21 protein-coding genes are annotated in these 18,941 nt (G+C 66.8%); 18 read left to right on the top strand and 3 right to left on the bottom strand.

Features of this window, described 5'->3' with window-relative positions:
• Positions 1-54: 54 nt before the first annotated feature.
• The 8 genes from phnG (at position 55) to phnN (ending at position 5,470) form a co-directional block, all read left to right on the top strand.
• Positions 55-504, top strand: a complete 450-nt coding sequence (gene phnG / locus ACXAJT_RS12265) for a phosphonate C-P lyase system protein PhnG (protein WP_475235646.1) — start codon at positions 55-57, stop codon at positions 502-504.
• Complete coding sequence (gene phnH / locus ACXAJT_RS12260) at positions 504-1,070, top strand: phosphonate C-P lyase system protein PhnH (RefSeq protein WP_475235645.1); 567 nt, start codon at positions 504-506, stop codon at positions 1,068-1,070. The genes phnG and phnH overlap by 1 nt, the downstream gene beginning before the upstream one ends.
• A complete protein-coding gene (locus ACXAJT_RS12255; protein WP_475235643.1) occupies positions 1,070-2,161 on the top strand; it encodes a carbon-phosphorus lyase complex subunit in 1,092 nt (363 codons plus the stop codon). The genes phnH and ACXAJT_RS12255 overlap by 1 nt, the downstream gene beginning before the upstream one ends.
• Entirely contained in the window at positions 2,158-2,550 is a 393-nt protein-coding gene (locus tag ACXAJT_RS12250; protein ID WP_475235641.1) for a hypothetical protein, read from the top strand. Before ACXAJT_RS12255 ends, ACXAJT_RS12250 begins: the two co-directional genes overlap by 4 nt.
• Positions 2,547-3,416 (top strand): alpha-D-ribose 1-methylphosphonate 5-phosphate C-P-lyase PhnJ, encoded by an 870-nt coding sequence (locus ACXAJT_RS12245; RefSeq protein WP_475235640.1) that lies wholly within the window; start codon positions 2,547-2,549, stop codon positions 3,414-3,416. Before ACXAJT_RS12250 ends, ACXAJT_RS12245 begins: the two co-directional genes overlap by 4 nt.
• Complete coding sequence (gene phnK / locus ACXAJT_RS12240; protein ID WP_475235639.1) at positions 3,413-4,183, top strand: phosphonate C-P lyase system protein PhnK; 771 nt, start codon at positions 3,413-3,415, stop codon at positions 4,181-4,183. Before ACXAJT_RS12245 ends, phnK begins: the two co-directional genes overlap by 4 nt.
• Before the next feature lie 64 nt (positions 4,184-4,247).
• Positions 4,248-4,931, top strand: coding sequence for a phosphonate C-P lyase system protein PhnL (phnL, locus tag ACXAJT_RS12235; RefSeq protein WP_475235638.1), 684 nt, complete (start codon positions 4,248-4,250; stop codon positions 4,929-4,931).
• Positions 4,928-5,470: a phosphonate metabolism protein/1,5-bisphosphokinase (PRPP-forming) PhnN gene (gene phnN, locus ACXAJT_RS12230; RefSeq protein ID WP_475235637.1), complete on the top strand. Its 543-nt coding sequence runs from the start codon at positions 4,928-4,930 to the stop codon at positions 5,468-5,470. The genes phnL and phnN overlap by 4 nt, the downstream gene beginning before the upstream one ends.
• On the opposite strand, the gene ACXAJT_RS12225 is transcribed toward phnN, so the two are convergent.
• Positions 5,452-6,135 (bottom strand): DUF1045 domain-containing protein, encoded by a 684-nt coding sequence (locus ACXAJT_RS12225; protein WP_475235636.1) that lies wholly within the window; start codon positions 6,133-6,135, stop codon positions 5,452-5,454. The two genes, phnN and ACXAJT_RS12225, sit on opposite strands and share 19 nt — an antisense overlap.
• A gap of 72 nt (positions 6,136-6,207) precedes the next feature.
• Here ACXAJT_RS12225 and ACXAJT_RS12220 point away from each other — a divergent pair, with 72 nt between their 5' ends.
• On the top strand, positions 6,208-7,350 hold the full coding sequence (locus tag ACXAJT_RS12220) for an alpha-D-ribose 1-methylphosphonate 5-triphosphate diphosphatase (protein ID WP_475235635.1): 1,143 nt from the start codon (positions 6,208-6,210) through the stop codon (positions 7,348-7,350).
• A gap of 200 nt (positions 7,351-7,550) precedes the next feature.
• On the opposite strand, the gene ACXAJT_RS12215 is transcribed toward ACXAJT_RS12220, so the two are convergent.
• Positions 7,551-8,561 (bottom strand): Fe(3+) ABC transporter substrate-binding protein, encoded by a 1,011-nt coding sequence (locus tag ACXAJT_RS12215; protein WP_475235634.1) that lies wholly within the window; start codon positions 8,559-8,561, stop codon positions 7,551-7,553.
• Between the two features lie 92 nt (positions 8,562-8,653).
• Positions 8,654-9,514: a nucleoside triphosphate pyrophosphohydrolase gene (gene mazG, locus ACXAJT_RS12210; RefSeq protein ID WP_475235632.1), complete on the bottom strand. Its 861-nt coding sequence runs from the start codon at positions 9,512-9,514 to the stop codon at positions 8,654-8,656.
• A gap of 63 nt (positions 9,515-9,577) precedes the next feature.
• On the opposite strand from mazG, the gene ACXAJT_RS12205 reads away from it, so the two are divergent.
• The 9 genes from ACXAJT_RS12205 (at position 9,578) to cysS (ending at position 18,785) form a co-directional block, all read left to right on the top strand.
• Positions 9,578-10,738 (top strand): M20 aminoacylase family protein, encoded by a 1,161-nt coding sequence (locus ACXAJT_RS12205; protein ID WP_475235630.1) that lies wholly within the window; start codon positions 9,578-9,580, stop codon positions 10,736-10,738.
• A 90-nt stretch (positions 10,739-10,828) separates the two neighbouring features.
• A complete protein-coding gene (locus tag ACXAJT_RS12200; RefSeq protein ID WP_475235628.1) occupies positions 10,829-11,995 on the top strand; it encodes a M20 aminoacylase family protein in 1,167 nt (388 codons plus the stop codon).
• Between the two features lie 4 nt (positions 11,996-11,999).
• Complete coding sequence (gene speB, locus ACXAJT_RS12195; protein ID WP_475235627.1) at positions 12,000-12,959, top strand: agmatinase; 960 nt, start codon at positions 12,000-12,002, stop codon at positions 12,957-12,959.
• Positions 12,960-13,080: 121 nt separating this feature from the next.
• Positions 13,081-13,488: a DUF1499 domain-containing protein gene (locus tag ACXAJT_RS12190; protein ID WP_475235803.1), complete on the top strand. Its 408-nt coding sequence runs from the start codon at positions 13,081-13,083 to the stop codon at positions 13,486-13,488.
• Between the two features lie 99 nt (positions 13,489-13,587).
• Positions 13,588-14,634: a peptide chain release factor 1 gene (prfA, locus tag ACXAJT_RS12185; RefSeq protein ID WP_475235625.1), complete on the top strand. Its 1,047-nt coding sequence runs from the start codon at positions 13,588-13,590 to the stop codon at positions 14,632-14,634.
• Entirely contained in the window at positions 14,631-15,488 is an 858-nt protein-coding gene (gene prmC / locus ACXAJT_RS12180) for a peptide chain release factor N(5)-glutamine methyltransferase (RefSeq protein ID WP_475235624.1), read from the top strand. The genes prfA and prmC overlap by 4 nt, the downstream gene beginning before the upstream one ends.
• A gap of 228 nt (positions 15,489-15,716) precedes the next feature.
• Positions 15,717-16,559 carry a DUF4167 domain-containing protein gene (locus ACXAJT_RS12175; protein ID WP_475235623.1) on the top strand — a complete coding sequence of 281 codons (843 nt, stop codon included), beginning with the start codon at positions 15,717-15,719 and terminating at the stop codon, positions 16,557-16,559.
• Between the two features lie 144 nt (positions 16,560-16,703).
• The gene (locus tag ACXAJT_RS12170; protein WP_475235621.1) at positions 16,704-17,240 is read left to right on the top strand and encodes a DUF1697 domain-containing protein; all 537 of its coding nucleotides are present in this window, start codon (positions 16,704-16,706) and stop codon (positions 17,238-17,240) included.
• 135 nt (positions 17,241-17,375) lie between these two features.
• Positions 17,376-18,785 (top strand): cysteine--tRNA ligase, encoded by a 1,410-nt coding sequence (gene cysS / locus ACXAJT_RS12165; RefSeq protein WP_475235619.1) that lies wholly within the window; start codon positions 17,376-17,378, stop codon positions 18,783-18,785.
• The last annotated feature ends 156 nt before the right edge of the window (positions 18,786-18,941 follow it).

The following is an 18,941-nucleotide window of genomic DNA, read 5'->3' as shown; positions in this document are numbered from 1 at the left end:
GGGTATCACTTGTCTAGTTGTATAGTTATCTAGACAAATCGGAAAGATGTCCAGATGGAAACTCCCGAACAGGAAACCAAGGCGCGGCAGGGCTGGATGGGTCTGCTGGCGCGCGCCCCGGCGGCGCGGCTGGCGGCGCTGATGGAGGGGGCGGCGCTGCCCGGCTTCGACTGGCTGCGCGTGCCCGAGACCGGCGGCGTCATGGTGCGGGGCCGCATGGGCGGCACCGGCGCGCCCTTCAACATGGGGGAGATGACGGTGACACGTTGCGCGCTGCGTCTGGACAGCGGCGAGGTGGGGCATGCGCATGTGCCGGGGCGTGACCGAGGGCACGCGCAGCGCGCGGCGCTGGTGGATGCGCTGATGCAGGGCGCGCGCGCCGAGGAGATGCAGGCGCGTGTCCTGAGGCCTCTGGCTGCCGAGGAAGCGGCGCGGCGGGACGCGCGCGCGGCGAAAGCGGCGGCGACGAAGGTGGACTTCTTTACAATGGTGCGGGGCGACTGATGCGGGAGGATGTACTGACTGGGGGCTTCAAGGATGCTCCGGTAGAGGCGGCGCGGGCATTTCGCGCGGCGCTGGAGGCCATGGCCCGGCCGGGCCGGATCGAGCAGGTCGCGGGCGCCGAGGCGCCGGGGCTTTCAACCGCCGCGGCGGTGCTGCTGCTGACGCTCTGCGATCGTGAAACGCCGATCTTCCTCGCGCCGGGCTGCGACGCCGACGCGTTGCGGGACTGGATTGCCTTCCACATCGGCGCGCCGCTGGTCAGCGCCGAGCAGGCGATGTTCGCGCTCGGCCCTTGGGACGCGCTGAAGCCGCTCGACCGTTACCGTATCGGCACCGCCGAGTATCCCGACCGGGCGGCGACGCTGATCGTTGAGCGCGATGAACTGCGCGCCGAAGGGATGCGACTGACCGGACCGGGGATCGAGGCCTCGGCAGCGCTCTCGCTGCCGGAGGTGGACGCGTTCGAAAGAAATAGTCAACTGTTCCCATTGGGTTGGGATTGTTTCTTCACCTGCGATGACAAGCTGGCGGCATTGCCGCGAACGACCAAAGTGGAGGCGCTCTGATGTATGTGGCTGTGAAAGGCGGCGAGCGGGCCATCGACGCGGCGCACGAGTGGCTGGCAGAGGAGCGGCGCGGCGACACCGCGGTGCCTGAACTGAGCGTCGCGCAGATCCGCGAACAGATGGCGCTGGCGGTGAACCGTGTGATGGCCGAGGGCTCGCTTTATGACCCCGACCTTGCGGCGCTGGCAATCAAACAGGCGCGCGGCGATTTGATCGAGGCGATTTTCCTTGTCCGCGCCTATCGCACGACGCTGCCGCGGCTCGGCCATTCCGCGCCGGTGAACACCACCGAGATGCGCTGCGACCGCCGGATCAGCGCCACCTTCAAGGATGTGCCCGGCGGTCAGGTGCTGGGCCCAACCTTCGACTATACCCACCGGTTGCTGGATTTCGCGCTGCAGGCCGAGGGCGAGCCTCCACGTGCGCGCAGCGCGGAACCGCGTCGGGAGGCGACGCCCCGCGTGACGGATTTTCTGAACAAAGACGGATTGATACAGGACGAGGTTCGCGCAGAGGATACGCCGCCCGACATGACCCGCGCGCCGATGGAATACCCGGCGGACCGCCCGCTGCGCCTGCAGGCGCTGACCCGCGGCGACGAGGGCTTCGTGCTGGGCATGGCCTACTCCACCCAGCGCGGCTACGGACGCAACCACCCCTTCGTCGGCGAACTGCGCATCGGCGCGGTGGAGGTCGAGATGGAGGTGCCCGAGCTTGGCTTTGCGGTCTGCATCGGTGAGTTGACCCTCACCGAATGCGAAACCGTCAACCAGTTCGCCGGATCGAAGACCGAGCCGGCGCAATTCACCCGCGGCTACGGGCTGGTGTTCGGCCAGACCGAGCGCAAGGCGATCTCCATGGCGCTGGTCGACCGGGCGCTGCGCTGGCAGGAACTGGGCGAGGAGAATGTCGGCGCACCAGCGCAGGACGAGGAATTCGTTCTGGCCCATTCCGACAATATTCAGGCGACAGGCTTTCTCGAACACATCAAGCTGCCGCACTACGTCGATTTCCAGTCCGAGCTGGAACTGGTGCGCAAGATGCGCGCCGAGGCGATGGGCGCTGCAACGGTCAAGGAGGCTGCGGAATGAGCAAGGGTTATCACGGGGCGAAACTGCCCGAGCTGCCGAAGGGGCAGGATTGGTACTGCGCGCTGGTCGAGGTGATCCGGATGCCCGACAGCGAGTCGCCTTTCTTTGAGGATGGCGACACCGAGAGCGCGCTGGCGGTGCTGTTCATCTGCCTGTCGGCGGGCTCGCCTGCCGAGGTGGAGGTTCAGATCGCCGAACATATCGCGGAATGCGGCGGTGTGGCGGGCGTCATCGAGGACGTGAAGCGGATCACCGGTCCGCTCGATCTGCCGCTCGACGAGGAAGGCGTGCCCGACGTGGCGCTGTTCGAAGCTTTCACCGACCCGGAACTGGGCGACGAGATCGTCTGGGGCGAGGTCTATCTCTTTGGCGAGGAAGAAGAGGCATGACCGATCAGGCGTATAATTTTGCCTATCTCGACGAGCAGACCAAGCGGATGATCCGCCGCGCGCTGCTGAAAGCGCTGGCGGTGCCGGGCTATCAGGTGCCCTTCGCCAGCCGCGAGATGCCGATGCCCTATGGCTGGGGCACGGGGGGCGTGCAGGTGACCGCCGCCTGCCTCACCCCCGAGGATCGGCTGAAGGTCATCGATCAGGGGGCCGATGACACCACCAACGCGGTCTCGATCCGCAAGTTCTTTGAACGCACCGCCGCGGTGGAGGCCACCGAACATACCGCCGAGGCCACGGTCATCCAGACCCGCCACCGCATCCCAGAGCAGCCGCTCGAGGAGGGGCAGATCCTCGTCTATCAGGTGCCGATCCCCGAGCCGCTGCGCTTTCTGGAGCCGCGCGAGACCGAGACCCGCAAGATGCACGCACTCGAGGAATACGGGCTGATGCACGTCAAGCTCTACGAGGACATCGCCCACAACGGCGCGATCTCCACGGCCTATGCCTACCCGGTGAAAGTGGAGGGGCGCTACGTGATGGATCCCTCGCCGATCCCCAAGTTCGACAACCCCAAGCTCGAGAGCGCGGCGATCCAGCTTTTCGGCGCGGGGCGCGAGCAGCGCATCTACGCGCTGCCGCCCTACACGAAGGTCGTGAGCCTCGATTTCGAGGACCATCCGTTCGAGGCCAGCAAGGCCGACCACGCCTGCGACCTCTGCGGCTGCGGCACCAGCTACCTCGACGAGGTGATCACCGACGATGCGGGCGGGCGCATGTTCGTCTGCTCCGACACCGATTTCTGTGCCTCGCGGCAGGCCGAAGGGCACCGCGGCGCGCTCTCCCCACAGGAGGAATTCGCATGACCCCGCTGCTCTCCGTTCAGGGCGTCACCAAGCACTATGGCGCGCGGCTCGGCTGCGGCGATGTGAGTTTCGATCTCTGGCCCGGCGAGGTTATGGGCATTGTCGGAGAGAGCGGCTCTGGCAAGTCGACGCTGCTGTCGTGCCTGTCGGGCCAGATGGCCCCCGATGCGGGCAAGGTGGTCTTCGACACCCGCGCACACGGCCCGCGCGACGTGCTTGCCATGTCCGAGCCGGAGCGGCGGATGCTGGCGCGCACCGACTGGGCCTTCGTGCATCAGAACGCCCGCGACGGGCTGCGCATGGGCGTCTCGGCGGGCGGCAATGTCGGCGAGCGGCTGATGGCCGTCGGCGCGCGCAACTACGCCGATATCCGGGCGCAGGCGATCGACTGGCTGGGCCGGGTGGAAATCACCGAGGACCGCGTCGACGACCGCCCCCGTGCCTTCTCGGGCGGCATGCAGCAGCGCCTGCAGATTGCCCGCAACCTCGTCACCGGTCCGCGGCTGGTGTTCATGGACGAGCCCACCGGGGGGCTGGATGTCTCGGTGCAGGCGCGGCTCTTGGACCTCCTGCGCGGGCTGGTGCGCGAGATGGGCCTCTCGGCGGTGATTGTCACCCATGATCTGGCGGTGGTGCGTCTGCTCGCCGACCGGCTGATGGTGATGAAGGGCGGGCAGGTGGTCGAGACCGGGCTCACCGATCAGGTTCTGGATGATCCGCAGCATGGTTACACGCAGCTGCTGGTGTCCAGCGTGCTGCAGGTATGAGCGGCGCGGCGCCCTTGGCACGGGCGGGATGTGCGTATTTGGAAAGAGAAGAAGGGCTGGGCGGATGATCCGTATCTCGGACGTTGCAAAGAGTTTCGTGCTGCACAATCAGGGCAGCGCGGTGATCCCGGTGATGGAGGGCGCCTCGCTTTCTGTCGCGCCCGGGGAATGCGTGGCCCTGGTGGGCAATTCCGGCGCGGGCAAGTCGACGCTGATGCGGATGATCTACGGCAATTATCTTGCCGGGGCCGGGCGCATCATGGTGGGCGATGTGGATGTGGCGCAGGCCGAACCGCGCGAGATTCTGACGCTGCGCCGCGAGGTGCTGGGCTACGTCAGCCAGTTCCTGCGCGTGGTGCCGCGGGTGCCGACGCTGGAGGTGGTGGCCGAGCCGGTGCTGGCCGCGGGCGGCAGCGCGGCCGAGGGCGAGGCGCGGGCGCGCGCGCTCTTGGCGCGGCTCAACATCCCTGAGCGCCTCTGGAGCCTCTCGCCCACCACCTTCTCGGGCGGCGAGCAGCAGCGGGTCAATATCGCGCGCGGCTTTGCCCATGCGTTCCCGGCGCTGCTGCTCGATGAGCCGACGGCGTCGCTCGACGCCACCAACCGCGCCGTGGTGCTGGAGCTGATTTCCGAGGCCAAGGCGCGCGGCGCTGCGATCATCGGCATCTTTCACGACGCCGAGGCGCGGGAGGCGGTCTGCGACCGCGAGATCGACGTCAGCGGCTTCACCCCGGCGCGGGCGGCATGAGGCGGCGGGTTTTCGCGCTGGTCGGACCCTCGGGGGTGGGCAAGGACAGTCTGCTTGCCGAGGTCGCGCCGAGAGTGCCCGGATTGCATTTGGTGCAACGGGTGATCACCCGCGCGCCGGATGCGGGTGGCGAGCCCTGCCTCGCGGTGACGGAGGAGCTGTTTGCGCAGATGCTTGCGGAGGGTGCGTTCGCGCTGCACTGGCGCGCGCACGAGCTGCACTACGGCATCCGCTGGTCGGAATTGGCACCGCGCGAGGCGGGCCGCCCGGTTGTGTTCAACGGCTCGCGCGGGGCCTTGGCGCAGGCGGCCCAGCTGCTGCCAGAGTTGGAGGTGCTCCATGTGACGGCACGACCCGAGGTGCTCGCGGAGCGGCTGACTGCGCGGGGGCGCGAGAGCGCGGCGCAGATCAATGCGCGGCTGGCGCGCGCGGCGCTGCCGCTGCCGGGCGGGCTGACAATTCACGAGATCGACAACTCCGGGCCGCTGGAGGTCGCGGCGGCCCGGCTCGAGGCATTGCTTCAGCCGGTGAGGGCGTAGCGGTGCAGCAGGTGAAAGTGCCCGTCTTCAGCCTCGCCGAAGAGGCACAGGTCGGGGATATAAAAAGGATGCGGCAGCAGCGGCGCGAGAACCGGATCCAACGCCTCGGCCACTTGTTCGGCCTCGCCAAAGGCCAGCTTGCCGGTGAGCGTGAGGTGGAATTTGAACTCCCCCATCACGTAGGGATAGCCCCAGCGCGTCAGGTTCTGCTCCTGCGCCGGGCTCAGGCGCGTCCGGCGGCGGCGCTCCAGTTCCGCCTCGGTCGGCGGCGCGCGATGCCTGTCCAGCCCTGCGACCACCTCTCCGGCGAGGCGCGCGAGCGGGCTGGCGTCGCCCTCGATCGTCAGCGCCAGAAAGCTGCCGATCCGGCTCAGCGCGAGGCCCGGCAGCGTAACCGGGGCGAGACGTGCGCTCAGCGCCGCGAGATCGTCGTGCAGCGCCTCGGCGCTGCCGGTCAGCCGCATGGGCGGCTTCAGCGTGCCGTGAAAGCCGTATTTTCGCGGGGTCTTGGTGATCTCCGAGACCGGGCGCGGCAACCCTTCGATCTGCGGGTGCGGCACGGTATCGCCCGTGGCCGGGTCCCAGCCCAGCCAAGCGGCGGCGAACTCGGCCAGCGGTCCCGGCGGCGGAGCGTAATAGACGGCGTATCGGGAATAATTTTGCATGGCGCGCTTCATGACAGCGTCATGTCACAGATGCATGACGGCGCAAAGAGCGCCAACGATAAGAGGTAGACCATGGCACGAACCATCCTGAGCAACGCGCGGATCGTGCTCGAAGACGAGGTGATCGCCGGCACGCTGGTGATGCAGGGCGGGCGGATCGAAGCCATTGATGCGGGCAACACCACGGTGGCGGGGGCCGAGGATTGTGCCGGCGATCTGCTGATCCCCGGGCTGATCGAGCTGCACACCGACAATCTCGAGCGTCACATGCAGCCGCGCCCGAAGGTGAACTGGCCGCATGCGGCCGCGATCCTCGCGCATGATGCCGAGCTGGCCTCGGTTGGCATCACCACGGTGTTCGACGCCATGCGTGTGGGCTCGGTGGTGACCGACGGCAAGTCGAAATACGGCAAATATGCGCGGGCCTTGGCGGGCGAGCTGCTTGAGGCGCGCAGCCGCGAGATGCTGAAGATCAGCCACTTTCTGCACCTGCGGGCCGAGACCTGCTCGGAGACGCTGCTGGAGGAACTGGCAGAGTTCGGCGCCGCCGACCGGGTCGGCATCCTGTCGCTGATGGACCACACGCCCGGCCAGCGGCAGTTCCGCGACATCGAGAAATACCGCGACTACATGTGCGGCAAGCACGGGCTCAGTTCGGATGACTTCGACGCGCATGTGGACAATCTCACGCGCCTGCGCAGCGAACTGGGCGCGGCGCATGAGGCCGGTGCGGTGGCGGCGGCGCGGCGGCTTGGCGCGGTGCTCGCAAGCCATGACGACACCACGGCCGATCATGTGCAGGTGAGCCGTGGCCATGGCGTGCGGCTGGCCGAATTCCCGACCACGGTCGAGGCGGCGCGGGCCTGCAAGGCGGCGGACATCGCCGTGATGATGGGCGCGCCGAACCTCATCCGGGGTGGCTCGCACTCGGGCAACGTGGCGGCGGAGGAACTGGCCCGGCTCGATCTGCTGGACATCGTCTCGTCAGACTACGTCCCGGCGGCGCTGATGGCGGCGGCCTTCCTGCTGGCCGACCTCTGGGACGATCTGCCCCGCGGCATCGCCACCGTGAGCCGGGCGCCCGCCGCCGCCTCCGGCCTCGACGATCGCGGCCGTCTGGCGCCGGGACTGCTGGCCGACGTGGTGCGGGTGCGGCGCATCGAGGGCCAGCCCTGCCTGCGCGGCGTCTGGAGCCACGGGAGCCGCGTGGCGTGACGCGCGGGATTTGCGTATTTGAAAAGAGAAGAAGCACGGGCGACACCGACGGCTTCTTCTCTTCAACAATACGCCGGGGGTGAGCCGCATCGCGGCGAGGAGGCAGCGCCCCCAACCTCCGCGCCACCGGCGCAGCACAAGAAAAAGGGCCCCGCGGGGCCCTTGTGATGTCTTCATGACTTTTTCGGCGCCGAGATCACTCAGCCGTCGTAATCGACCTCTTCCACCAGCCGCAGCGCCGTGCCGCGCAGCTCGGCGAGGGTCATCAGGTTGGTGTCGTCAGCGGTGAAGCTGCCCCAGCCCTGAACCAGGTCGTCGGCCTCGGATCCCGGGGCGATCGGATACTCGTAGTTGGCGTGGGCGTAGATTTCCTGCGCCTCGGGCGAGGTCAGGAATTCCATCATCTTCAGCGCGCCCTCGCGGTTCGGCGCGGATTTGGTCATCGCCACGCCCGAGATGTTCACATGGGTGCCGCCGTTTTCGAACTCGGGGAACAGCACGTTGACCGAGTCGGCCCATTCGGTCTGCTCTTCGTCCTCGAGCATCTTGCCCATGTAATAGGTGTTGCCGAGGCTGATGTCGCATTCTCCGGCCCAGATCGCCTTGACCTGCGCGCGGTCGTTGCCCTGCGGGCGGCGGGCGAGGTTGTTCTTCAGGCCGGTCAGCCACTCCTTGGCGTATTCCTCGCCGTGGTGGTGGATGATCGCGGCCACCAGCGCCACGTTGTAGTCATGGGTGCCGGAGCGGGTGCAGATGCGGCCCTCCCACTTGGGGTCGGCGAGACCTTCGTAGGTGACCACCTCTTCGGGATCGACCCGGTCTTTCGAGGCGTAGACGATGCGCGCACGCGTGGTCAGGCCGAACCACTGCCCGTCGGGGTCGCGGTATTGCGCCGGCACGTTCTGCTCGAGCACGTCGCTCTCGACCGACTGGGTCACACCGGCCTGCACGGCGGCGGCGAGGCGCGAGATGTCGACGGTGAAGATGAGATCCGCGGGCGAGCGGTCGCCTTCGGCGACGAGGCGCTCTTCGAGGCCCTTGTCGATATAGGCGACATTCACGTCGATGCCGGTGGCTTCGGTGAAGGCGTCGGTCAGCGGCTTGAGCAACTCGGGCTGACGGTAGGAGTAGAGATTGACCTCTTCGGCCAGCGCGGGGGCCGCCGTGAGAGTGGGGGCAATCAAGGCGAGGGCGGTTCCGAGACGCAGCATCAAAGTCCTCCGGTCATGCTTGTCAGAATTGGCTAGTCGCAGGCGGCCAATAACCCGAGCGAATTTATCAGGTCAATACCCTAGGGGAAAGATCAGGATTTAAACTCGGCCTGCGACGCCTCCGCCCGGGCGACTTTCTGCGCCTTTTCCACCGCCTTGGCTTCGTCCCAGAGCGCGTCCATCTCAGCCAGATCGCTGTCTTCGGGCCGCTTGCCGCGCGCCTCGAGCGCCGTTTCGATGGCGCCGAAGCGGCGGGTGAACTTGGCGTTGGCCCGGCGCAGCGCCTGTTCGGGGTCGATGTCCATGTGACGGGCGAGATTGGCCATCACAAAAAGCAGGTCTCCGAATTCCTCTTCGGCGTGGTCGGCATCGGTGGCCTCGCGCAGTTCCTGTGCTTCCTCGACGATCTTGTCGATCACCTCGTCGGTCGATGGCCAGTCAAAACCCACGCGCGCGGCGCGCTTTTGCAGCTTCACCGCGCGCAGCAGCGCCGGCAGCCCCAGCGCAACCCCATCCAGCACGCCCTTTTCGGCCTTGGCGGCGCGTTCGGCGGCCTTGATCTTCTCCCAGTCGGCGGTCTGCTGCTCTGGAGATTTGTCGTTGCTTTCGTCCCCAAAGACATGCGGATGGCGGGCGACCATCTTGTCGGACATGGTGTCGGCCACGTCGGCGAAGCTGAACAGCCCGCGCTCCTCGGCCATCTGCGCATGGAACACCGACTGGAACAGCAAGTCCCCGAGCTCGCCCTTCAACTCGCCCCAGGCCTCGCGCTCGATGGCGTCGGCGACCTCATAGGCCTCTTCGATCGTATAGGGGGCGATGGTGGCGAAATCCTGCTCCAGATCCCACGGGCAGCCGGTTTCGGGGTCGCGCAGACGCCGCATGATCTCCAGAAGGCGGGGCATGCCGCCACGTTCATCGTGGATCAGATCGCGGCTCGGATCGCTGGTCATGGACATCTCCGCTATATGGGTATTTTACCTTGTCCTGCTTCAAAGACCTTCAGGAGTCCAGTCATGCCCATCGTGAACCGGATCGCGGATTATGCCGACGAGATGCGCACATGGCGCCGTCATCTGCATCAGAACCCGGAACTGAGCCTGGAGTGTCACGCGACGGCGGCTTTCGCGGTGGCGCGGCTGCGCGAGTTCGGGATCACCGAGATTCACGAGGGCATTGCCCAATCCGGCGTCGTTGCGATCATCGAGGGGCAGGGCGAGGGGCCGGTGACCGGGCTGCGTGCCGACATGGATGCGCTGCCAATGGAGGAAGAGACCGGCGCGGCGCACGCCAGCCAAGTGCCGGGCAAGATGCACGCCTGCGGCCACGACGGGCATACCACAATGCTGCTGGGCGCGGCGAAATACCTGTCGGAGACGCGCAACTTCGCGGGCAAGGTGGCGCTGATCTTCCAGCCTGCCGAAGAGACCATCGGCGGCGGGCGCATCATGGTCGAAGAGGGCATCATGGACCGTTTCGGCATCTCCGAGGTCTACGCGATCCATACCGATCCCTCGCTGCCCTTGGGCACCATGGCCACGACCAAGGGGCCGATCATGGCGGCGGTGGACGATTTCGAACTGGTGCTGACCGGCAAGGGCGGCCACGCGGCGCATCCCGATCTCTGCCTCGACCCGGTGCCCTGCGCGCTGGCGATCGGGCAGGCGCTGCTGTCGGTGCCGTCGCGCAACGCCGATCCGCTGAAATCGCTGGTGGTGTCGCTGACCACGGTGCAGGGCGGCTCGGCGACCAATGTCATTCCCGAGACGATGCGCCTAGCCGGCACAATCCGCAGCTTCGATGCCGAAATCCGCGCCATGGCCGAACGCCGCCTGCACGAGATCGTCGAGGGGCAGGCGCGCGCCTATGGCATCAGCGCGGCGCTGGATTTCCAGCCCAATTACCCGCCGACGGTGAACCACGCACGCCAGACCGAGTTCGCCGTGCGGGTTGCGCAGGGCGTCGCGGCCGACGTGCTGGACGAGATCGCGCCGTCGATGGGGGCCGAGGATTTTTCCTACATGCTCGGGGCGCGTCCGGGGGCATTCGTCTATCTGGGGCAGGGGGTCGGCCCGTCGGTGCACCACCCGAAGTTCGACTTCAACGATGAGGCGGCCCCGATCGGTGCGTCGTATTTCGTGAAACTGGTGGAGTCGCGTCAACCCTTGCGGGCGTGATGTTTTTCGGCCTTTCTTGGCGCCAAAGACCGGATCCGCCCTGTCCCCGCGGGGACAGGCGGCCCGGACCAGCACCAAGGAAAGACCGCAATGCCCGTGATCAACTCTATCGCCGCCGAGGCCGAGACGCTGAAAGAATGGCGCCGCTTCCTGCACCAGCATCCCGAATTGCTCTATGAGTGCCACAAGACTGCGGCCTTTGTCGTCGACAAGCTCAAGAGCTTCGGCATCATCGAGATCCACGAGGGCATTGCGCAATCGGGCGTGGTGGCGATCATCGAGGGGCGCGGGCCGGGCCGGACCATCGGGCTGCGCGCCGACATGGATGCGCTGCCGATGGACGACCTGTCGGGCGCCGACCATGCCTCGACCGTGCCGGGCGTGGCGCATACTTGCGGCCACGACGGGCACACAACGATGCTGCTTGCCGCTGCCAAGTATCTTGCCGAGACGCGGAATTTCTCGGGTCGCGTGGCGCTGATCTTCCAGCCCGCCGAAGAGGGCGGCGGCGGTGCCAAGGCGATGATCGACGAAGGCATCATGGACCGTTTCGACGTCGCAGAGGTTTACGGGATGCATAATGCGCCGGGCGATGCGCCGGGCCATTTCCTCACCACGCCGGGGGCGCTGCAGGCCTCTGCCGACGAGTTCCGCATCGATGTGTCGGGCAAGGGCGGGCATGGTGCCTCGCCGCAGGATTGCATCGATCCGATTCCGGCGGCGGCAAGCATCGTGCAGGCGATGCAGACCATTGTCAGCCGCAACGTCAACGCGCTCGACCGGCTGGTGGTGTCGGTGACGCAAATCCATGCGGGCACCACCGACAATATCATTCCCGCCACCGCCTATCTGACCGGCACCGTGCGCTGCTTCAGCGCCCCGACCCGTGATCTGGCCGAGCGCCGCATCCGCGAGATCGCCAAGTTGCAAGCCGAGGTCTATGGCTGCACCGCCGAGGTGACCTATCACCGCGGCTACCCGGTGACCGAAAACCACCCCGAGCAGGCGGCCTTTGCCGCGCGCATTGCCCGCGAGGTGGTGGGCGCCGACCTGGTGACCGACGATTGTGATCCGATCATGCCGGCCGAGGATTTCTCCTACATGCTGCAGGCGCGGCCCGGCGCCTATCTACATCTGGGGCAGGGCGACACCTATGGCTGCCACCATCCGCAGTATGATTTCAACGACGAGATCGCGCCGATCGGTGCGAGCTTCTTCGCGCGGCTGATCGAGACCGCGCTGCCGGTTCAGGAGTGATCCCATGGCGCTTGAAGATGCCAAGACCCAGATCGACCACGCCTTCACCCGCGAGGATCTGAAGGGGCCGAGTTTTGAGAACGTGTTCGGCGGGGCGGCTTCGTTCCTGCGGCGGCGCTACACCAAGGATTTGTCCGGTGCCGACGTTGCGGTGACCGGCGTGCCCTTCGATCAGGCGGTGACCAATCGCAGCGGCACCCGGCTGGGCCCGCGGGCGATCCGCGAGGCCTCGCTGCTGCAGCCGTGTGATGCGCCCTATGGCTGGGGCTTTGACGTGCTGTCGGAGTTCGCCATTGCCGATTATGGCGATCTGGCCTTCGATTACGCCAATGTGCCCGCCTTCCCCGAGACGCTGGAGGCGCATATCGCCGGCATCCTCGCCACCGAGACGGCGACGGTCACGCTGGGCGGTGATCACTCGATCACCCTGCCGATTCTCAAGGCGTATGCCGCCAAGTATGGCCCGCTGTCGGTGATCCAGTTCGATGCGCATACCGACACCTGGGCCGACGATGATTTCGGCCGCATCGACCACGGCACCTTCATGTACAAGGCGGTGAAGCTGGGACTGGTGGACCCGGCGCGCTCGGTGCAGATCGGCATCCGGACGGACAACCCCGACACGCTGGGTTTCAACATCATCAATGCGCGCGAGTTGCACCGCATCGGCCCCGAGGCGGCGGCGGCGCGGGCGCGCGAGATCGTGCGCGGCCATCCGGTCTATCTGACCTTCGATATCGACGCGCTCGACCCGGCCTTCGCGCCGGGCACCGGCACGCCGGTCTGGGGCGGTCTGACAAGCCATCAGGCGGCGGTCTGCCTGCGCGAGCTGGCGGGGATCAACATGGTCGGTGGCGACATCGTCGAGGTCTCGCCGCCCTTCGACACCACCGGCGCCACCGCCATCGCCGGGGCACATGTGGCGACGGAACTGCTGTGCCTCTGGGGATGGACCCGGCGCTGAGCGGGCACAATCGCGCGAGCGGCCGTGTTCGGCCTTTGATTGCCCGCGGGAATCGTGAAATCAGAAGCAACCCGCCGCCCCGCGCGGCGGGCGCGAAGAAGGAAAGGAAAACGTGGTGCGCATGGTATTCTGGATCATCATCCTGCTTGTCGTGGCTGGTCTGGCCTGGATTCGCCTCGCTCCGTCAGACCCTTCGGTGTGGAACGTTGACCCGCAGGTCACCGCCGATCAGGATCTCGCCAGCGGCGTGCGCCGCCGTATCGCGGGCAGCGAAGAAACCTTTGAGGCGCTGCATCGGATCATCCTTGAAAGCCCGCGCACAGAGGTGCTGGCCGGCAGCCCGGACGACGGTCGCGTGACCTATATCTCGCGTTCTAAATGGATGGGCTTTCCGGACTACACCACCGTGCAATTCGTCGAGGATCACCTCGAGCTTTACGCCCGCCAGCGCTTTGGCCAGTCCGACATGGGGGTGAACAAGGCGCGGGTGGATGGCTGGCTGGCCGATCTCGGGGCACAGCAGGGCTAAGGCCGCGCCGCGACGCGGGCCGCTGCAAATCGCTGCGAAGAGAATTGTCGCGCCTCGCACGGACTTGACCCGCGCGCGGCAATGGGGAAAGGAATGCGGATGATCCCCGCTGACCGACTTCACCAGATCCGTGACCGTTTCGAGTATGTCCAGGCCTGCATGGCCGAAGGGCGGGGCGATATCGCCGCGCTCGGGCGCGAATATGCCGAACTGAAACCCGTGGTCGACCAGATCGCGGAATGGGAGCGCCTACAGGCTGACCTCGCCGAGGCCGAGGAGATGCTCGGCGATCCCGAGATGAAGGCACTGGCCGAGGAGGAACTGCCCGGCCTGCGCGCGCGGCTGCCCGAGGCCGAGCACGCGCTGCAACTGGCGCTGCTGCCGCGCGACGCCGCCGACGCCCGTCCCGCGATCCTCGAGATCCGCCCCGGCACCGGCGGCGACGAGGCGGCGCTGTTCGCCGGCGATCTGGCGCGCATGTATCAGCGCTACGCCGAGGCGCGCGGCTGGCGCTGGGAGGTGATCGAGGAACAGCTTTCGGAACTTGGCGGCATCAAGGAACTGGTGGTGCGCATCGAGGGTGAGAACGTCTTTGCCCGGCTCAAGTTCGAAAGCGGCGTGCACCGCGTGCAGCGCGTGCCCGAAACCGAAAGCGGCGGACGCATCCACACCTCTGCGGCGACGGTGGCGGTGCTGCCCGAGGCCGAGGCAGTGGACATCGAGATCAATCCCAATGACCTGCGGATCGACACGATGCGCAGTTCTGGCGCTGGCGGCCAGCATGTCAACACCACCGATTCCGCCGTGCGCATCACCCATGTTCCCACCGGTCTGGTGGTCACCTCCTCGGAAAAGTCCCAGCACCGCAACCGCGAGATCGCAATGAACGTGCTGCGCGCGCGGCTGTTCGACATGGAGCGGCAGAAGGCTGACGAGAGCCGCGCCTCGGACCGCAAGGCGCAGGTCGGCTCGGGAGATCGCTCGGAGCGCATCCGCACCTACAACTTTCCGCAGGGGCGGATGACCGATCACCGCATTGGCCTGACGCTCTACAAGCTCGAAGCGGTGCTGGGCGGTGATCTTGACGAGATCATCGACGCGCTCACTGCCGATGCGCAGGCCTCCATGCTGGCGGAGATGGTATGAGCGGCGCGGCCACAGGATCGGCGCTGCTGGCGCGCGCCACGGCGCGGCTGGTCGAGGCCGGGGTGCCCGATCCGGGCCGTGACGCCCGGCGGCTGCTGGCGCATGTGCTAAAGGTGCCGCCGGGGCGGCTGACCCTGTTCCTGCCCGAACCGGTCGCGCCCGAGCATGCTGTGCTGTTTGACGCGCTGATCGACCGCCGCGCCGCACGGGTGCCGGTCTCGCATCTGACCGGGCGGCGGCAGTTCTACGGGCGCGAGTTCCTCGTCACCTCCGACGTGCTCGACCCACGTCCCGAGACCGAAATTCTGATCGAGGCGGCGCTGTCGCAGCCTTTCGCTCGCGTGCTCGATCTTGGCACCGGCTCGGGCTGCATCCTGCTGACGCTGCTGGCCGAGCGGCAGGGGGCCAACGGCATCGGCACCGACCTCAGCGCGCAGGCGCTTGAAGTGGCCTTCTGGAACCGCAATGCGCTGCAACTGGAGCCGCGTGCGGCGCTGGCGCAAGGCAATTGGTGGGGCGCGCTTGGCGATGCGCCCGAGAGCTTCGATCTAATCGTCTCGAATCCGCCCTATATCGCCCTGACCGAAATGCCGGAACTGGCCCCCGAAGTGCGCGACCACGAGCCGCGCATGGCGCTCACGGACGAGGGCGACGGGCTTGCCGCCTATCGCGCCATCGCCGCCGGCGCGGCAGCGCATCTGGAACCGGGCGGGCGGCTTCTGGTGGAAATCGGGCCCGCGCAGGGGGCGGCGGTGGCAGAGCTTTTCCGCGCGTCAGGGCTTTGCGACGTCGCGGTGATCTCTGATCTCGATGGGCGTGACCGGGTGGTTGCAGGGCGTCTGCAAGCGCTTTGAAACCACATTTCGGCGCATTTCCGGTGAAATTCGCAGATTTTGCGAGATTTTCCCTTGTAACGCCTGTCTCGAAATGATTAGCAATAGGGGTCGGAGCGGTGGATGCCTCACAGCGGTCCCGCCTGACATCAACCCGACATTGGAGTGACCACGGGCATTGACGGCGCCAGATCAGGCGCAGCGCCGAGGTCACAGGGACAGTCAGACACAAGGCTGATAGCAGACAAGATGCGATCCTCGAAATCCCGCTCGCGGTCGAAGAACAACCGCAACCGCAATACTCTTGGGAACGTCGTCAACCGCGTGTTCGACAGTTCGGGCCCGGAGGGCAAGGTGCGCGGTACGCCGCAGCAGATCATCGACAAGTACAACCAACTGGCCCGCGACGCGGCGCTCGGCAACGACCGTGTTGCCGCCGAGAACTTCCAGCAGCACGCCGAGCACTATATGCGCCTGCTGTCGGAAGCGCAGAAGGAGGCCGACCAGCGCCGCGAACAGCAAGAACGAGAGAACCGCGAGCGTCAGGCGCAGCGGGACCGCGACCGGGCCGAACGCGACCAGAACCGCAGCGACAATCGCGACGGTGGCAACAGCCAGCAGGGCGGCCATCAGCAGGGCAATGGTGGCCAATCCTCCGGCGGCCAATCCTCCGGTGGTCAATCTTCGGGTGGGCAGCAGTCCTCGGGCGGTCAGTCAGGTTCGGGCGAGGCGGCGCAGGAACAGCCCAAGGCGCAGCAGCCCGAGGCGGAAACCCAGAGCCTTCCGGGGCTTGGTGATCAGCCCGACGTGCTGGGCGGAGCGTCCGACGACGACAGCGACAGCGGTCTTGTCGAAACGCCCGAAAGCCGCGCCGAAACCAAACCGAAGGCCAAGCCCGCAGCCAAGCCCGCACCCAAGCCGCGGGCCCGTCGCAGCAAGAAGACCGAGGGCGAAGAGCCGGCGAAATCCGCCGACGCGCCCGCCGAGAAGTCCGAGCAGGCGGAAGAAAAGCCCAAGCGCGCCCGCAAGCCGCGCAAGAAGGCCGAGGAGACGCCGTCGGACGGCGCCCCGGCATCTGACGCAGCCGAGTGAGCCGCTCTGGATGAGACTGAAGGGCCCTGCCGATTGGCGGGGCCTTTTCTGTTGGACAGGCCATCGAGAGGCCCGGCCCGGGCGATACCCAAGCTTCGCCCGACAGGGACTCTTGGGACGTGTCCACCGGTCTTTGGAGGAGGCATGTCTGTCAAGGTCGCGCTGCTGCGCGGGATAAATGTCGGAGGCGCCAACGCGCTGCCGATGGCCGGCTTGCGCCAGATCTGCGAGGGGCTGGGCTGGCGGCGGGTACAGAGCCATCTTGCCTCGGGCAACCTGATCTTTGACGCAGAGGGTGATCGGGCCGATCTCGCACAGGCTCTGGCGCGGGCGCTTGCGGCGCGCGGCATCGAGGTGCCGGTTCTGGTGACGCCGCCAGACCGGGTGCGCGCCGCCTTGCGTAACTGCCCGTTCAGTCCCGCAGAGCCGAAACGCGTGCATGCCGCGTTCCTGTTCAGCGCCGCCGCGCTTGATCGGGGCCTCTTTGAGCGATGGGCCGCGCCGGATGACGAGATCGCCGAGGGCGACGGGCTCATCTGGCTGCACACGCCGGGCGGCTTTGGGCGCTCGAAGCTTGCGCCAAGGCTCGAGGCGATCGCCGGGGCGCCGGTTACCGCGCGCAATCTCTCGTCGCTGGGCAAGCTGGTGGAAATGCTGGACGCGCGCGATGGCCCGAGTTAGACACGCCGCATGACACTGCGCAACGCCACCGTGATTTGCTGCATTACCTGCTGATTTCTTCGGCGGGCCGGTCTTCTATTCCAATCGAGAGATGAAGTTGCTACTCCCGCCGCGACCGCCGCGAAGGAGCGCGCCATGACCATCTCGTTGACCAATTCGAAGACTCGCCGGAAAGAGGTCTTCACCCCGATCGATCCCAAGAACGTCCGGATGTATGTCTGCGGGCCCACGGTCTACGACCGCGCGCACCTCGGCAATGCCCGACCGGCCATCGTCTTTGACGTGCTGGCGCGGCTGCTGCGCCATGTCTATGGGGCGGATCACGTCACCTATGTGCGCAACTTCACCGACGTCGACGACAAGATCAACGCCACCGCGCAGGCGCGCAAGGAGGCGGGCGATCCGCGCAGCCTTGAAGACCTGATCGCCGAGCGTACCGAAGAGACCATCGGCTGGTATCTGCAGGACATGGGCGCCGTCGGGGTGCAGGAGCCCGACCACATGCCCCGCGCCACGCAGTTCATCTCTCAGATGATCGCGATGATCGAGGGGCTGATCGCCGATGGCCATGCCTATGAGGCCGAGGGGCATGTGCTCTTCGCCGTCGAGAGCTACAAGGCCTACGGCGCGCTCTCGGGCCGCTCGGTCGATGACATGATCGCCGGGGCGCGGGTCGAGGTGGCGCCGTACAAGCGCAACCCGATGGACTTCGTGCTGTGGAAGCCCTCGGCCGACGACCTGCCGGGCTGGGACAGCCCGTGGGGCCGGGGCCGTCCGGGCTGGCACATCGAATGCTCGGCCATGGCTTATGAACTGCTTGGCGAGAGTTTCGACATCCACGGCGGCGGCAACGACCTGATGTTCCCGCACCATGAGAACGAGATCGCCCAGAGTTGCTGCGCCCACCCGCATGGCGACTTCGCCAAGGTCTGGCTGCACAACGAGATGCTGCAGGTCGAGGGCAAGAAGATGTCCAAATCCTTGGGTAACTTCTTCACCGTGCGCGATCTGCTGGACGGTCACGACGCCATGCCCGCCGTGCCGGGCGAGGTGATCCGCTTCGTCATGCTCTCGACCCATTACCGCAAGCCGATGGACTGGACCGCCGAGAAGGCAGCACAGGCCGAGGCGACACTGCGCAAGTGGTACGCACAGGCCGCAGAAGCGTTGGACAACGCTGAGCCCTACCAGCCGCTTGTCGATGCGCTGTCCGACGACCTGAACACCGCCGGAGCCATCGCGGAACTGCACCAGCTTTCACACGCTGGGGATACGGCCACGCTGAGGGCTTCGCTGCGTCTTCTGGGCTTCCTTGATGCGGGAATTCCGGAGTGGGCGATGGCCCCGGATGTGGACCTCTCGGGCCTCGCCGACCACCTCGCCGGCGTCCGCGCCAAGGCGATGGAGACCAAGGATTTCTCCGAGGTCGACCGGCTCAAGACCGCGCTGATCGAGGCCGGGGTCGAAGTGCGCATGTCCAAGGCGGGCGTCGAGCTTCTGCCCGGCGCCGGTTTCGATGCGGCCAAGCTGGAGGGGCTAGTGTGATGACAACCCAGACAGCCCAACGGCGCGCAAGCGCCATGCCCGACCTCCCCCCCGGGAGGGCATTCGTCGGGACATCTTCCTCTTGCGCGGCGAGGATGCTTTGGAGTGCAAACGCTGCGCCTGTGTCCCGGCCCTCCCGAGGTCGGGCATGGCGCC

The organism is Salipiger sp. ABF4_146 (assembly GCF_056161345.1).
Note: the sequence above shows the minus strand (reverse complement) of the source record. Positions and strands in the feature narration are given on the sequence as shown.

Bases quoted from the DNA above. Each gene is read 5' to 3' on its own strand.
- ACXAJT_RS12250 (WP_475235641.1), top strand. From the start codon at position 2,158: ATGAGCAAGGGTTATCACGGGGCGAAACTGCCCGAGCTGCCGAAGGGG.
- prfA (WP_475235625.1), top strand. From the start codon at position 13,588: ATGATCCCCGCTGACCGACTTCACCAGATCCGTGACCGTTTCGAGTAT.
- phnN (WP_475235637.1), top strand. From the start codon at position 4,928: ATGAGGCGGCGGGTTTTCGCGCTGGTCGGACCCTCGGGGGTGGGCAAG.
- phnG (WP_475235646.1), top strand. From the start codon at position 55: ATGGAAACTCCCGAACAGGAAACCAAGGCGCGGCAGGGCTGGATGGGT.
- ACXAJT_RS12215 (WP_475235634.1), bottom strand. From the start codon at position 8,561: ATGCTGCGTCTCGGAACCGCCCTCGCCTTGATTGCCCCCACTCTCACG.
- speB (WP_475235627.1), top strand. From the start codon at position 12,000: ATGGCGCTTGAAGATGCCAAGACCCAGATCGACCACGCCTTCACCCGC.
- ACXAJT_RS12220 (WP_475235635.1), top strand. From the start codon at position 6,208: ATGGCACGAACCATCCTGAGCAACGCGCGGATCGTGCTCGAAGACGAG.
- ACXAJT_RS12170 (WP_475235621.1), top strand. From the start codon at position 16,704: ATGTCTGTCAAGGTCGCGCTGCTGCGCGGGATAAATGTCGGAGGCGCC.
- phnK (WP_475235639.1), top strand. From the start codon at position 3,413: ATGACCCCGCTGCTCTCCGTTCAGGGCGTCACCAAGCACTATGGCGCG.
- cysS (WP_475235619.1), top strand. From the start codon at position 17,376: ATGACCATCTCGTTGACCAATTCGAAGACTCGCCGGAAAGAGGTCTTC.
- ACXAJT_RS12245 (WP_475235640.1), top strand. From the start codon at position 2,547: ATGACCGATCAGGCGTATAATTTTGCCTATCTCGACGAGCAGACCAAG.
- ACXAJT_RS12175 (WP_475235623.1), top strand. From the start codon at position 15,717: ATGCGATCCTCGAAATCCCGCTCGCGGTCGAAGAACAACCGCAACCGC.
- ACXAJT_RS12225 (WP_475235636.1), bottom strand. From the start codon at position 6,135: ATGCAAAATTATTCCCGATACGCCGTCTATTACGCTCCGCCGCCGGGA.
- prmC (WP_475235624.1), top strand. From the start codon at position 14,631: ATGAGCGGCGCGGCCACAGGATCGGCGCTGCTGGCGCGCGCCACGGCG.
- phnH (WP_475235645.1), top strand. From the start codon at position 504: ATGCGGGAGGATGTACTGACTGGGGGCTTCAAGGATGCTCCGGTAGAG.
- ACXAJT_RS12200 (WP_475235628.1), top strand. From the start codon at position 10,829: ATGCCCGTGATCAACTCTATCGCCGCCGAGGCCGAGACGCTGAAAGAA.
- ACXAJT_RS12190 (WP_475235803.1), top strand. From the start codon at position 13,081: ATGGTATTCTGGATCATCATCCTGCTTGTCGTGGCTGGTCTGGCCTGG.
- ACXAJT_RS12255 (WP_475235643.1), top strand. From the start codon at position 1,070: ATGTATGTGGCTGTGAAAGGCGGCGAGCGGGCCATCGACGCGGCGCAC.
- ACXAJT_RS12205 (WP_475235630.1), top strand. From the start codon at position 9,578: ATGCCCATCGTGAACCGGATCGCGGATTATGCCGACGAGATGCGCACA.
- phnL (WP_475235638.1), top strand. From the start codon at position 4,248: ATGATCCGTATCTCGGACGTTGCAAAGAGTTTCGTGCTGCACAATCAG.
- mazG (WP_475235632.1), bottom strand. From the start codon at position 9,514: ATGACCAGCGATCCGAGCCGCGATCTGATCCACGATGAACGTGGCGGC.